At 38.5% G+C, this 14835-nt stretch carries 12 protein-coding genes and 1 other annotated feature; of the genes, 2 read left to right on the top strand and 10 right to left on the bottom strand.

What is annotated here, in order from left to right:
* Positions 1 to 356 precede the first annotated feature (356 nt).
* The gene (locus Q1B07_RS10780) at positions 357 to 578 is read left to right on the top strand and encodes a DeoR family transcriptional regulator (RefSeq protein ID WP_046590011.1); all 222 of its coding nucleotides are present in this window, start codon (positions 357 to 359) and stop codon (positions 576 to 578) included.
* A gap of 79 nt (positions 579 to 657) precedes the next feature.
* Here Q1B07_RS10780 and Q1B07_RS10775 read toward each other — a convergent pair whose 3' ends face one another.
* Together Q1B07_RS10775 and Q1B07_RS10770 are read right to left on the bottom strand one after the other, a co-directional pair.
* A complete protein-coding gene (locus Q1B07_RS10775; RefSeq protein ID WP_299089256.1) occupies positions 658 to 1386 on the bottom strand; it encodes a pseudouridine synthase in 729 nt (242 codons plus the stop codon).
* 77 nt (positions 1387 to 1463) lie between these two features.
* On the bottom strand, positions 1464 to 3095 hold the full coding sequence (locus tag Q1B07_RS10770; RefSeq protein ID WP_299089258.1) for a polysaccharide biosynthesis protein: 1632 nt from the start codon (positions 3093 to 3095) through the stop codon (positions 1464 to 1466).
* Between the two features lie 205 nt (positions 3096 to 3300).
* Between Q1B07_RS10770 and Q1B07_RS10765 the strand changes: the two genes are divergently transcribed.
* Positions 3301 to 4563: an NAD(P)/FAD-dependent oxidoreductase gene (locus tag Q1B07_RS10765; protein WP_299089260.1), complete on the top strand. Its 1263-nt coding sequence runs from the start codon at positions 3301 to 3303 to the stop codon at positions 4561 to 4563.
* 70 nt (positions 4564 to 4633) lie between these two features.
* On the opposite strand, the gene Q1B07_RS10760 is transcribed toward Q1B07_RS10765, so the two are convergent.
* From Q1B07_RS10760 to Q1B07_RS10725, 8 genes are all read right to left on the bottom strand, one after another.
* Entirely contained in the window at positions 4634 to 5536 is a 903-nt protein-coding gene (locus Q1B07_RS10760; protein WP_299089262.1) for a carbohydrate ABC transporter permease, read from the bottom strand.
* A gap of 14 nt (positions 5537 to 5550) precedes the next feature.
* Positions 5551 to 6408, bottom strand: coding sequence for a sugar ABC transporter permease (locus Q1B07_RS10755; protein WP_299089320.1), 858 nt, complete (start codon positions 6406 to 6408; stop codon positions 5551 to 5553).
* A gap of 183 nt (positions 6409 to 6591) precedes the next feature.
* Complete coding sequence (locus Q1B07_RS10750) at positions 6592 to 8202, bottom strand: extracellular solute-binding protein (protein ID WP_299089264.1); 1611 nt, start codon at positions 8200 to 8202, stop codon at positions 6592 to 6594.
* A 369-nt stretch (positions 8203 to 8571) separates the two neighbouring features.
* Positions 8572 to 8754 (bottom strand): sporulation protein Cse60, encoded by a 183-nt coding sequence (locus Q1B07_RS10745; RefSeq protein WP_299089266.1) that lies wholly within the window; start codon positions 8752 to 8754, stop codon positions 8572 to 8574.
* A gap of 195 nt (positions 8755 to 8949) precedes the next feature.
* The gene (locus tag Q1B07_RS10740; RefSeq protein ID WP_299089268.1) at positions 8950 to 9270 is read right to left on the bottom strand and encodes a rhodanese-like domain-containing protein; all 321 of its coding nucleotides are present in this window, start codon (positions 9268 to 9270) and stop codon (positions 8950 to 8952) included.
* A 168-nt stretch (positions 9271 to 9438) separates the two neighbouring features.
* Positions 9439 to 11853 (bottom strand): leucine--tRNA ligase, encoded by a 2415-nt coding sequence (leuS, locus tag Q1B07_RS10735; RefSeq protein WP_299089270.1) that lies wholly within the window; start codon positions 11851 to 11853, stop codon positions 9439 to 9441.
* A 138-nt stretch (positions 11854 to 11991) separates the two neighbouring features.
* Positions 11992 to 12219, bottom strand: a binding site (T-box leader).
* Between the two features lie 100 nt (positions 12220 to 12319).
* On the bottom strand, positions 12320 to 13096 hold the full coding sequence (locus Q1B07_RS10730) for a 3-hydroxybutyrate dehydrogenase (RefSeq protein ID WP_299089271.1): 777 nt from the start codon (positions 13094 to 13096) through the stop codon (positions 12320 to 12322).
* A gap of 18 nt (positions 13097 to 13114) precedes the next feature.
* Positions 13115 to 14434 (bottom strand): GntP family permease, encoded by a 1320-nt coding sequence (locus Q1B07_RS10725; protein WP_299089272.1) that lies wholly within the window; start codon positions 14432 to 14434, stop codon positions 13115 to 13117.
* Positions 14435 to 14835 lie beyond the last annotated feature (401 nt).

Genomic DNA, 14835 nt, shown 5'->3' with positions numbered 1-14835 from the left:
TTGGACAAGATAGACTTTTTCATAAAATTTAACAAACAAATTTCCTTACATACGGTAAATACAGGAAAAAGATTCATTTTAGTTGAAAAAGATCCATTTTATTGTCATACTATTCAGAATAAGCGTCATATAGTTTTATTGTGAATGGCGCGCGCCTTGTAACTTATGAATGACAAATATGTTAATATTATGTAAAATTAATCTTTTTTCTGGATTATTGGTGTCGAAATCGTGTAAAATATTGTTGTAACGTTTTACCACTTAATTAAATATGTATGAAGTGACATCTGAAGTTGCAGTCATCGAAAGGTTGTAGTAGGCATTGCCAGTGCGATCAAACGATAAGGAGTGGTTTTTTGAAACCTTCAACAAACCGTATGCTAACCAGAATCAAATCTGTCTACATGTTTATTAATGAGCGGGGAACTGTGACCACACAGCAACTTGTTGACGAATTTGGTATTACACCAAGAACGATCCAACGGGATTTAAATGTGTTAGCATATAACGATTTGGTACACAGCCCAACAAGAGGGAAATGGGCGACTACAAAGAAAAAAGTTAAGATGTCATCGTAAGAAATTAAAAAATAATCATGTATATACATAGAAGGAACCTTGTTATACAAGGTTCCTCTTTTTTGCAGCTAATGTGGTTCTACAAATTGATAGGCTGTGCTTGTCTTAACTCTTCAACCTCATCCTCAGTCAACTCACGGTATTCGCCAACTTTTAATTCCTCTTCATCCAATATAATTGGTCCCATCGCTATTCTTTTTAAGTATGTAACCTTTTTTCCAACCGCCTCGAACATGCGCTTTACTTGATGATATTTTCCTTCTGTAATGGTTATATGAATTGTTGATTGGCTACCAGAAGTAAGAATCTCTAGCTTTGCAGGCTTTGTAACATAGCCGTCATCCAATGTAACACCCTTTTTAAAGGCTGTTATATCTTCTTCTGTGACTTCTCCTAAAATCGTAGCAAAATAGGTCTTGGGTACATGTTTTTTCGGTGACAGCAATTGATGTGAAAGCTGACCATCATTCGTCAATAACAATAATCCCTCAGTATCCTTGTCAAGTCTTCCAACAGGAAACGGCTGATAAACCGCATCCTCCATTTCAAGCAAGTCAATGACTGTTTTTTGAACGTCATCTTCCGTTGCTGATAAATAGCCTGCAGGCTTATTCATTAGTAAATAAATAAATTCCTTATAGTCAATGGTTTCGCCATTAACAGTGACATGCTGTTCATCGGGATTAACATGTATTTTTGGATCTTTAATTACTTCACCATCAGCCTTTACGACACCGGTTTTTAATAGCTTTTTCACATCTTTTCGGCTGCCAAAGCCGACATTTGCTAAAAGTTTGTCTATTCTCATTTATTTGCACCACACGATCATATAATTATTGATGAAAAAAACCCGGTATTGTACCGAGTTTTTTATAAAATCAAAACTTAGCCATTTGCACGGCGTTTTCGAAAAAATCTGTTCAGCCTGTTTCCTAGTATCTTCTCCAGCAAGTGGGAGCGATAAGCTAAGTATAGGTAAACAAATCCCCCGATTGCAACTGCAATGACAGCTACAATGACAGATTGCATCCTTCCATCCTGATAGTTTATCATAACACCTAGCAATGATTGCAGGACGGATAAGACAAGCCCCATAAACGTACTTAAAATCAAAATAAGGATCGTTCTTTTCACTAATAGTCTAAATGAAATGCCGGAATGACGTTTAATCATGGCAAAACCGTAAATTAACGAAACAATATAACCCGCTGCCGTTGCAAGAATTGAGCCGATTCCCTCAAACATTTGGATGAGTGTTGTATTAAGGGCAAGCTTTACAATAATCCCGATAACCAAGCTAATAACTGCTAGTTTTTGCTTGTTCAAGCCCTGCAGAATAGCGGCGTTAACTGTGAAAAGTGAAAAGAGCAATGCCACTGGAGCATACCACATTAAAATGGTTTTTCCAATCTCTTCAGAACTTCCTGCATAAAACACATTGTAAGCAGGTCCTGCTAAAACAGAGAGTCCCACTACTGCAGGGATAACAAGAAGCATGATCATTTGTAAAGTTTGATCAATTTGCCTATGCAGCAAACTCCGATTATTCTGTGTAAAAGATTCCGTAATCGAAGGAATGAGTGTTAAACCGAAAGCTGTTGCCAATGACACAGGGATCATGACAAGCTTTGGAACATACAAAAGCAAGACGGCAAACATATTAATCGTATACGTCTCATCTTTTCCTGCTGCAAACATCGCACGATTAAAAGAGCTTGTATCAATATAGTTATAAATAGGAATCGCTAAGCCAACAAAAACAAACGGACCTGCATATCGAAACACTTCTTTAAACATTGCCCCAAGCGGCAATGCCTTCGTTTCTACTTTATTTGCCTGCATCGCTAAAAGCGTATGCTTCCTGCGAATCCAATAAAAAAATAACACAAGCAATCCGCCAATTGCCCCAACAAAAGCTGCAAAAGTTGCGTAACCAACAGCCAAAACAAAGCTTCCTTTTAATACGTTTATAATTAGAAACGTTGCTGCAAGTAAAAAAACAATTCTGACGATCTGTTCAATAACTTGAGATACGGCAGTTGGCCCCATCGATTGATGTCCTTGGAAAAACCCGCGAATTAAACTCATTAACGGGACAACGATTAGTGCTAAACTGACCATTCTAATAACCAGGATCGCATCATCGACAGTTATATTGCTGATTTCATTATCTGCAAGTGCTCCTTTTGCAAAAAATGGTGCACACATATATAGAATTGCGAAAGCAAGAAATCCTGTTAAAAGCATAACCATTATCCCAGCTTTAAACATCCGCCTGCTCGTTTGATAATCGCCGATAGCATTGTATTTCGAAACAAATTTAGAAACGGCTGCAGGAAACCCGGCAGTGGCAATACTTAAGAATATCGTATATTGCGCATATCCGGTTTGATATAAAGCAGCACCTTCTTCAGGAACCATTGCTGCAAATGGAATTAAATAAATCATCCCCAGGATTCGGGAAAGATATGTACCTAATGTTAAAACAAACGTGCCTCTTATTAATTTATTCGACATATTTTTGATTCACCATTCTTCTCTATGAAGATTCAACTTTTCTATTTTACCACAATCCTGTGCTTATACCACAGTTTGTGACAAGGTAATGCCACTTCAAAAATGAATATTTGTCGAACATCCATCATTTTTTGGCTTTTTATCATCTTCAGCTATAATAGGAGGAGTAGACAATGATATGGTGTGAAGGTTGTGAAAAGATTAAATGAACTACGATGTGTTAGTTATTGGCGGTGGTCCATCCGGCTTAATGGCAGCTATTGCAGCTGGTGAGCAAGGTACCCGCGTGCTATTAATTGATAAAGGCAACAAACTGGGCAGAAAGCTTGCGATTTCTGGAGGCGGCCGCTGCAATGTAACAAACCGCTTGCCAATTGATGAAATAATAAAGCATATTCCAGGAAATGGACGGTTTTTATATAGTGCCTTTTCCGAATTTAATAACGAAGATATTATTTCGTTTTTTGAGAATCTGGGAATCAAATTAAAAGAAGAGGATCACGGCCGTATGTTCCCGGTTACCGATAAAGCACAATCTGTTGTTGATGCCTTGATTAATGAATTGAAACGTTTAAGGGTAGAAATTCGGACGAATGAGCCGGTAAAAGATGTGCTATATGATGAAGAAAAAGTACAGGGCGTGGAGCTTGTTAGCGGGGAAAAAATCTTTTCAAAAGCAATCGTTCTCGCTGTAGGCGGCAAAAGCGTTCCACAAACAGGCAGTACTGGAGATGGCTACGCTTGGGCTGAAAAAGCGGGACATACGATAACAGAATTGTTCCCAACAGAGGTGCCTATCACTTCAAATGAAGCATTTATTCGCGAAAAAAAATTACAAGGCCTTTCCTTACGGGAAGTTGCGTTAAGTGTCTTGAATCCAAATGGAAAACCGATTATCACGCACAAAATGGACATGATCTTTACCCATTTTGGCATTTCCGGACCAGCTGTCTTACGCTGCAGCCAATATGTTGTAAAAGCAATGAAAAAATTTAAAACAAATTCGATTACCGTGAGTATTGACGCTATTCCTGATACAAATGAAGAGCAGCTTTTTCATTCGATCGTAAAGGACTTAAAACAAGATGCAAAAAAAGCTGTAAAAAACGTGTTAAAAGGACTATTACCTGAACGTTATTTATTGTATTTATTAGAGAAAAATGAAATTGATCCGCAAATGACCTATGACCATCTATCAAATGAGAAACTTCGTTCATTTGTCAAAGATTGTAAGCAATTCCAATTTGAAGTTCATGGAACACTTTCCATTGAGAAGGCATTTGTAACCGGCGGAGGCGTTTCTGTAAAGGAAATTCATCCTCGGGAAATGTCCTCTAAATGTAAAGAAGGACTATACTTTTGCGGAGAAATTCTTGATATCCATGGTTATACAGGCGGATATAATATCACTTCTGCCTTAGTTACCGGAAGGCTTGCGGGGAAAAATGCAGCGCTCTATGCAAAATAATGTCTTCGATTAAGACATGAAAGAGGACTGTCTTCACAGGGGGGACAGCCTCTTTTCTCTAATATTCCTATTAACCTTTCACCGAACCAATCATAACACCTTTTTCAAAGTATTTTTGAATAAATGGATAGACGATTAAAATCGGTAAAGTGGAGACAATGATCACACCGTATTTTATTTGGTCTGCATATTTTTGAGCATAACCTCCTGCCGCTCCCCCGCTTCCAGCGCCCTCTGCAAATACTTGGTTTGAGATCAGAATATCTCTTAAAACAATTTGCAGCGGCTGCAAGCTATAATCTCTTACATAAATTAGCCCAGTGAAGAAATCATTCCAGTGCCATACTAAATAATATAGCCCGATGACCGAAATGACAGCCTTTGAAAGCGGAAGAACAATTTTAATAAAGAATGTGAAATGCGAGCACCCATCGATTTGTGCTGCCTCATACAATTCCTTTGGTATATTACTTTCAAAAAATGTCCGTGTAATAATTAAATTAAACACATTTACTGAGAATGGAATAATAAATACCCACATCGTATCAATTAATTGCAAATCTTTCATCAGTAGATAAGTAGGAATTAATCCCCCGTTAAAAAACATAGTAAATACGAAGAAAAACATTAAAAAACGTCGTGCGCGAAACTCTTGTCTTGATAAAACATAGGCTGCCGGTATTGTTAGCAATAAATTAACCAATGTACCAAGCAATGAATAGATCATCGTATTTTTATAGCCCACCCAGATTCTTGAATCCTGGAAAATTTCCTGGTAGCCAAATAAACTGAATCCTTTTGGAAATAACAGCACTTTTCCGGTTGAAACTAAGGTTGAGTCGCTGACTGATGCGATAATGACAAAATACAATGGGTAGGCGATGATTAGAAAAACCAACGCACAGATGATATAAACACATATATCAAATATCAGATCGTAAACATTTCTACCCTTTTTCGTTAGAAGTGCCATGTCATCCCCTCCTTTTACCATAAACTAATATTAGATAATCTCTTAGCAATGTAGTTCACCATGACTAGCAGAGCGAAGTTAATGAGGGTATTAAACAACCCGATGGCTGCTGCATAACTAAATTGACTAGAAATAATCCCGATCTTGTATACATAGGTTTCAATAACCTCAGAAACAGGTAAATTTAATGGGTTTTGCATTAAAAAGATTTTCTCAAAGCCGGTACTAATGATCGACCCCATATTAAGAATAAGCAGAATGATAATGGTAGGAATGATCGCTGGTATTTCAACATTGCGAATGATTTGCCACCTATTTGCCCCATCGATTTTTGCAGAGTCATATAATTGCGGATCAACACTTGCAAGCGCAGCTAAATAAATAATGCTGTTCCAACCAACATGCTGCCAAATATCAGATAGGACATATACAGGGATAAATGTATTTGTAGAGGCTAACAGGTTGACATCTCCTAACCCTAAAGCACCCATTAAATGACCAACAATACCTGTGTTAGGTGATAATAAAACATTTAGTAATCCTACCAATACAACGATCGATATGAAGTGCGGCAAATAGACGGTTGTTTGAAGGATCTTTTTTCCCCTTTTCCACTTAATTTGATTGATTAACAAGGCCAAAATAATTGGTGCAGGGAAACCTACGATAATAGTAGCTAAACTAATTGAGATCGTATTTTTCAATAAATCTGTAAACATATGACTCTCTATGAATTGCTGAAAGTATTTTAATCCTACCCATTCACCACCTGTTAGCCCTTTTGTGAAATCGAACTCACGAAATGCCAATTGAATTCCGTACATGGGAATATAGTTGAAAACAAAGATAATGATAATCGCAGGAAGGATCATCAGCCAAAGCTGGAAATCACGTTTAAAGGTATTTAAGACCGTCGGCTTTTTTTCCACATTTATTTTTGCAACACGATTTGCTTTGCTTGTTTGAGAGCTTATAAAGGCCATAAAAACATTCTCCTTTATTTATAGGAGATGCAGAAGCTTAATGCTTACAATTTGCACCTCCGTAGGTCATTTTTATTGCTGCTTGCTCATATATTCATCGTAGTATTTTTGTCTAATTTCAAGGGTTTTGTTTATACCTATCTTCTCTAATTCTGCAACATAAGAATCCCATTCGGAATCAATTCCGCCTTCAGTGATCCACTCAGAATATTTTGCCATTGCCAAATTCATCATTTCTGTGTTAATTAAACTCAACGTGTTGTTGTCCTCATCACTATATTTAATAAACATACCAGGATATACGTCTTTTTCCTTATCAATCGAATCAAAGGCTTTCTTCAACGGCTCTGTTTGTGCTCCAACCGATTGCATATCTGTACCAAGTGTGAGTTTTAAAGAATCTGGGATATACATCGGTCCGTTATCTGCCCAGGTTGTAGTCCATTTCCATGTGCCAGGATCCATTTCTTTATCTTCTGGAGGTAACACACTATAGGAACCATCGCCATTATCCTTAATATTAGTACCTAATGAACCAAATAAAACCTGCATACTCACTTCAGGATCATACAATTCATTGATGAATTTCATCGCAGCTTCTTTATTTTCACTTTGTGCAGACATTTGGATAAAGTTAACCCCATAGTTTAATGTGTTATAGTCATAGCTCCAGGAAACCTGTTCCGTTGAGTTAGCTGATGCCTTTAAAGGAGCCATGGATTGATATTGCGGAGCAACTGTGTTCCCGAATCTATCCGTTAGTTCCCAGCCAAAGGTATAACCGACTTTTGCATATTCACCCTGACCGCGGGCAACTGATTGGTATTTTGTGTAGTCTTGAGTAAAGACTTCAGAATTAATTAGTCCAGCTTCCCAGCATTTATTTAAGAATGTAACCACTTCTTTATAACGTTCATCTATTAAAAAGTTCTTTACTTTACCATCTTCAACAAAAACTCCGTTTCCACTGCCATCTGTTAATGTAATTCCCAAGCTACCCATTAAAACGGTTGGCTGGAAATAACCAAAACCTGTTGTACCCGTTGGGGCAAAATCCATTGGAATTTCATCATTAGGATCACCATTTCCATTTGCATCCTCATCTTTAAATGCTTTCAACACGACAAACAATTCATCCCACGTAGTAGGCATTTCCAATCCTAAGTTGTCTAACCATGTTTGGTTGATAAATTGCCTTGTTGCTGTTTCCGGCCAAAATCTCTGATATTTTGGCAAGCCGAAAATCTCCCCATCTTTTTGCGTTGATAGCGCTTTTAATTCAGGCTTCTCTTCAAACATTTTTTGTACATTAGGACCATGCTGCTCAATCAATTCGGTTAAATCTTGAAACAAGCCGTTGAACTTTGCAAATTCTGCGTCTGTAATTGCATTTGGCCCAACAATTAAATCTGGGATATCGCCTGCAGCAAGCATTGCTCCTTTTTTCTGCGGCCAATCTGCTGTTACCTCTTCCCACTTAATTTCAACACCTGCACGTTCTTCAGCTTCTTGCAGCCATTCCATTTTTTTAAGTTCTTGTGTTAATGGATGCTTTGTAATAAGCGCCGTTAAGACAACTTTACCGTCTTCTGTCTTTTGAACGGTTTCCTTGTTGCTGCACCCTACTAAAACAGCTGATACACTTAAGCAAAGCACTATTAGTATTGTTGAAACCTTCCTCATGCTACCTTCCCCTTTGTTTGTTTTTATATGGAAACAGCCTTCATGCAAACCCTTACATTATGAAGTAGCATAAAAACTATTTCTATTAATTTAGGATGTTCTAGACTTTTAAGAATATCTAACAGGTTAACATCTATCTATATTATGAATATATTTGTTAATGATGAGAATTCACAATTCTATAGATTTCCTGTCTTTTTTTTGGATTTTATGAAAAAGAGAGGTAGTAATGAGAAAGAATTTTCAATAGGAAACGTTCGATCATTCTCACTATTTTTCTTTGAAAATCTTTTAGAAGCACAAAAAGAAGGAAGCAATCGTCCCCCTTCCTTCGATTCATTATTTAAGATGCATTTTATCTTGTCTTACCTAAATACTATATAATATTAATGCTGAATAACAATAAAGTTGTTCTCCGTCATCATCAATCGTTAACGTAACACTATATTTAATATCCCTTACCTGATTATCATCCAGCTCTGCTAAAAAATGATTGATTTCTTCCTCTAAATCTTTTTCATGCTCTTCATCAAATACTGCAATCTTTAGCATTCTCACACATCCTTTTTACTTTCACTTTATTTAGTGATGAAGTGGATTATGACAAGCTATAAAAAAGAGGGAAGAAAATAAAAGGATGAAGTTATAAAATTAAAGAAGGGTCAGCCCGCTCTTACACAATACATAGAAGTTCTATATATTGAGTTCCTCGGGTGAATCCGACCCTTATATGTATGATAGATAAGATTAGAGCGAGCTTTTCGGCTTTGTTTCTCCTTTATAATCAAGCATGCCGCCAGCCATATTTACTACATTATAGCCCTTCTCTTGTAAATAGGCACAAACATTTCCGCTGCGTGCACCAGAGCGGCAAATAAAGATTGTTTCCTTTTCTTTATCAATGGCATCAAGTTGCTCTGGGATATCATTCATGCGAATGTGACGTGCTTGAGGGATCATTCCTTGTTCAACCTCTTCATCCTCACGCACATCAATCAATTCAAGTTTTTCACCTTTTTCAAGTTTATGCTTTATTTCTTCAGGAGAAATTTCCTTAATTTCGTACATGTCGAACATCCTTTCAGTTTTAATACCTGCATTATATCAATTATAGATATCAGGTTCCAGTTTCGGGAGCATATCGTGTCTGAGTATAGTTCTTGGGTGGTACCTCCAAGATATCCCCAAAAAAACCGACCCGCAAGTAAAAAGATACTTGCTAAGTCGGTCTAAAAATTAATTGGCAACAATATTAACCAGTTTACCTGGAACAGCAATTACCTTGCGAATTGTTTTTCCATTCACTTGCTCATTCACACGATCATCGGCAAGGGCAATTTGCTCAAGTTGATCCTTTGTTACATCTTTTGCAACAAGCAGCTTAGCACGAACCTTTCCATTCACTTGAACGACAATTTCAATTTCATTTTCAACAAGCTTTGCTTCATCGAAGACAGGCCATGCTTCATACGAAATAGTTGTATCATGCCCAAGCTTGTTCCAAAGCTCTTCAGCTAAATGAGGGGCGATTGGAGAAAGTAATTTTACAAAGCCCTCTACATACTCTTTTGGGAGGACGGTTGCTTTATATGCTTCATTAATGAAGACCATTAATTGGGAAATTGCTGTGTTAAAGCGTAATCCTTCAAAGTCTTCCGTTACCTTTTTCACTGTTTGATGGTATATACGCTCAAGTGATTCACTTGATTCATCCACAACCTTTGGACTTAATTCACCGTTGTCTTCTATAAATAAACGCCAGATTCGATCCAGGAAACGTCTTGCTCCATCAAGACCGGTTGTAGACCATGCAATAGATGCTTCTAAAGGTCCCATGAACATTTCATATAAACGAAGTGTATCAGCACCATGTGTTTCCACAATTTCATCAGGGTTTACAACATTTCCTTTCGATTTACTCATTTTTTCGTTATTTTCCCCAAGAATCATCCCTTGGTTAAATAGCTTTTGGAATGGCTCCTTTGTTGGAACAACCCCGATATCATATAAAAACTTATGCCAGAAACGAGCATAAAGCAAGTGAAGAACTGCGTGCTCTGCTCCGCCAATATAGATGTCAACTGGAAGCCATTGCTTTAATTTTTCATCAGCTACAAGTGCTTCACTGTTGTTTGGATCGATATAGCGCAGATAATACCAGCAGCTTCCCGCCCATTGCGGCATAGTGTTTGTTTCACGACGGCCTCTCTTACCTGTTTCTGGATCGACAACATTGACGAAATCTTCAATGTTAGCGAGCGGTGATTCTCCTGTACCAGATGGCTTAATTTCAGTCGTTTTTGGCAGTACAAGCGGAAGCTCTTCTTCAGGAACTGCAGACATTGTTCCATCTTCCCAATGGATGATCGGAATCGGCTCACCCCAGTAACGTTGCCGGCTGAATAACCAGTCACGCAGACGATAAGTAACCTTCTTTTCTCCTTTTTTATTCGTTTCAAGCCAAGCAATCATATTTTCAATTGCTTCTTGCTTACCAAGACCATTTAAGAAATCTGAGTTAACATGCTCACCGTCGCCGGTATACGCTTCTTTTGTTATATCTCCGCCACTAACAACTTCTTTTATGGGCAAGTCGAACTTTTGAGCAAATTCATAGTCACGCTCATCATGAGCAGGAACAGCCATGATTGCACCAGTTCCATATGTTGCAAGCACATAGTCTGCTATCCATATTGGCATTTTTTCGCCATTTACCGGATTAATAGCAAATGCCCCTGTAAATACACCTGTTTTTTCTTTTGAAAGTTCTGTTCGTTCTAAATCACTTTTATGTTTTATTTCATTAATATAAGCTTCAACCTCAGCCTTTTGCTCAACAGTGGTGATTTTTTCTACTAATGCATGCTCCGGTGCTAAAACGGCATAGGTTGCACCAAATAATGTATCAGGCCGTGTTGTAAATACTGTAAAGGTTTCATCAAAACCATCGATAGTAAAGATAACATGTGCACCTTCAGAGCGTCCGATCCAGTTACGCTGCATGTCTTTAATGCTTTCCGGCCAATCCACTTCTTCAAGGTCTTCAAGCAAGCGATCAGCATATGCTGTAATTTTTAACATCCATTGTTTCATTGGACGGCGTTCTACAGGATGTCCGCCACGCTCACTTTTTCCATCAATAACCTCTTCATTTGCTAAAACCGTTCCTAATGCAGGACACCAGTTAACTGGTACTTCATCTACATAAGCTAAACCTTTTTTATAAAGCTGTAAAAAGATCCATTGAGTCCATTTGTAGTACTCTGGATCAGTTGTGTTTACTTCGCGATCCCAATCATAGGAGAAGCCTAATGCTTGGATTTGTCTTCGGAAGTTATCAATGTTTTGCTTAGTAAATTCCGCAGGATCATTTCCGGTATCAAGTGCATATTGCTCAGCTGGCAGCCCAAATGCATCCCATCCCATCGGGTGCAGCACATTATAGCCCTGCATGCGTTTCATTCGGGATAGAATATCTGTTGCTGTATATCCTTCTGGATGCCCTACATGGAGACCTGCTCCTGATGGATATGGGAACATGTCAAGCGCATAGAACTTAGGTTTCCCTGCATCCTCTGTCGTTTTGAATGTTTTATTTTGTAACCAGTAGTCTTGCCATTTCTTTTCAATCTCTTGATGATTGAAGCTCATTTGTTTTCCTCCTTAAAAGCTAGATCTAAGATATATATTGTTAACCGCTTGAACGGATCAAAGTAAGTTCACTTTGCATGTATGCCATTTGAAAATGGGGATATAAAAAATAAAATAACGAAAAAACCCCCCATCCCAAACAGGGACGAGAGGTTTTAATTCCCGCGGTACCACCCAACTTTGGCATAGCGACATGCCCACTTTGACATCCGTAACGTGGATAAACGACAAACATTACTTTACCAAACGAGGCGTTCACATTTGTACTCAAAGGCGAGTTCATCAGCAAAAATCGATTGACTCACACCAGCCGTCAACTCTCTGGACTCATTCATGCAGACTACTACTCCTTATCTCCGTTCATGTTGTATATAGATTTAAGATTATTTTATATAAATTTGACTCGAGATGCAAGCAAACACTTTATTTTAATTTTTGGGACTGGCCCGATACCTTTCCTTACTCCCTATTGAACGGTATATCCTCCATCAATGACAACTGCCTGGCCTGTTACGCCTTTGGCATTTTCACTTGCCAGAAAGATGGCATAGTCTGCGATTTCTTTTACAGTTAATAAGCGTTTTTGCGGAATGAGGGGATAGAGAACTTCTTCTAATACATGTTCGAGCGGCACCTTCCTTGTTTTTGCTAAGTCCTCTAGTTGGTTTCGAACAAGAGGTGTGTCAACATAACCGGGACATAAAGCATTTACTGTGATACCGTGTTTTGCTCCTTCTAATGCCGCAACCTTTGTTAAGCCAATCACCCCATGCTTTGCACTATTGTAAGCGGCTTTTCCGGCAAAGCCAATTAATCCATTGATGGAAGCGATATTAAGGATCCTTCCAAATTGCTGCTTTTTCATAATGGGAAAGACATGCTTTGTTGCGATAAATGGGGCAATGAGCATGACTTTTATAAGCAATTCAAACTTTTCAGTTGGAAACTCTTCTATATGGGCAACATGCTGCAGCCCTGCATTATTAACTAATGTATCGATTCGTCCAAAAGCCGCCTCAGTTTGTTTTACAACCTCTATGATCTCTTGTTCTTTCGTAACATCACATTTCAATCCGATTGCTTCCATCCCCAACTCTTTCAGGATTTGAGCACTTTCAGCTACTTGATTTTCATGTAAGTCTGTTAACACTACCTTTGCCCCTTCCACGGCAAAAGCCTTCGCAAGCTCAAAGCCAATTCCTTGAGCAGCACCAGTTAGTAGTACAACCTGTCCTTGAACCACAACGATCAACCTCCGTTCTTAAATCCCTAGTCCGAATGAGAAAAGAATAATTGCCAATACCACTCCTAAGGCTGGAACAATGACTGTTAATGCCCCAACTGGATAATAGGCATCCTGATGAGATTCTCCACAAATACCGCGAATGGTTGTCACAACATACCCGTTATGTGGCAATGAATCCAGCGCACCTGAAGAAATGGCGACAACGCGATGCAAGGCCTCAGGATTTACTCCCATATCCATATAATGCGGAGCAAGCAGCGGCAGTGCAATCGCCTGGCCTCCTGACGCCGAACCTGTCATACCTGCAATAACACTAACTGCAATTGCTCCACCAATAAGCGGGCTGCCTGGAATACTTGTCATCGCATTAACGGCAACTTCGAATGCCGGTACAGCTTTAGCCACTCCGCCAAATCCAACTACTGCCGCAGTATTTCCAAGTGCAATCAATGCACCAAGTGTTCCTTCTGAAACAGCATTCCAAAATGATGTGAAATATTTTCGATTTAATAAATATGCCGCAATAACTCCACCTAATAAGGCAATAATTAAGGCAGATTGCTGTAAAGAATCGTGGAAGACAAAGGAAATAATTAGAACAACAAGAAGCGGAATCATCCCTGTTACTGGATGAGGAAGTGCCTTATCTTCATTAACAGGATCATTGGCACGAGCAATAAATTTTTCTCCATTTGCTACGGCCTTCCTAATCATTCTTCTAAGCCACCAATAGCCGAAAATCATCATAAATACCGCAACAATTAAACTAACTTCCCAGCCTGCATAAGGAGATGTTTCTAAATATTCAATCGGAATCCAGTTTTGAATTTCCGGAGAGCCGGCAGATGTCATTGTAAAAGTAACAGATCCAAATGCTAGGGCTGCAGGAATAAAACGCCGCGGCAAATCGGCCTGTCTAAATAAGCTAACCGCCATAGGATAAACTGAGAAAGCGACCACAAACAAGCTAACTCCTCCATATGTTAAAACCGCACAAGCTATGACAATCGCAAGAACAGCTCGTTTCATCCCAATTTTTTCGACAATCCATTTTGAAACACTATCTGCTGAACCGCTATCCTCCATCACCTTCCCAAAAATCGCACCGAGTAAAAACATTAAGTACCATGATGCAATAAAACCGGAAAAGCCAGTCATATAATTACCGACTAAATTCGCTTCCCCTTCACCAACCAACTGCGGGAAAAGCGGCAAACCGCTGAACACAGCAACAAATAGAGCACATAGCGGGCCAGCTACTAATAAATTCATGCCTTTCATCGTTAAATAGATTAAAAGTGCTAAACCTCCAATTAACCCGATCATACTTAACATATGTTTTTCCCCCTTTGTTCCAACTTTATGGTACTGGTAGAAGTTTCACATTCTTTAAAACCATTAAGCTGGCTTTTTGCAGATTGTAAGACTCACTTTTTTTGTTAGGTCAATACAGCAGGGTGCTACAGTAAATTTGTTTATAAGTAATCGCTTTCAAAAAATACGTTTAAGATATTGTTGAAATTTATAATCGAATTCCCCCTCTCTTTTTCACTGTTATATTTTGCAAGTTCTATGCCAACATAAAAGAGATCTAAAAAACGGAGAATAGATTTATATGTTCATACCTGCCATTCCGAATTTACGGAAATTTATTATTTTGTAAGAACTTGTCCATACATATGAGTATTGCAGCACCAACAAAAAAAGAACAGTCCAACTTTCTGGACTGCTTTCCG

Origin of the sequence: uncultured Metabacillus sp., from assembly GCF_947503125.1 — a bacterium.
Taxonomy (GTDB): domain Bacteria; phylum Bacillota; class Bacilli; order Bacillales; family Bacillaceae; genus Metabacillus.
Note: the sequence above shows the minus strand (reverse complement) of the source record. Positions and strands in the feature narration are given on the sequence as shown.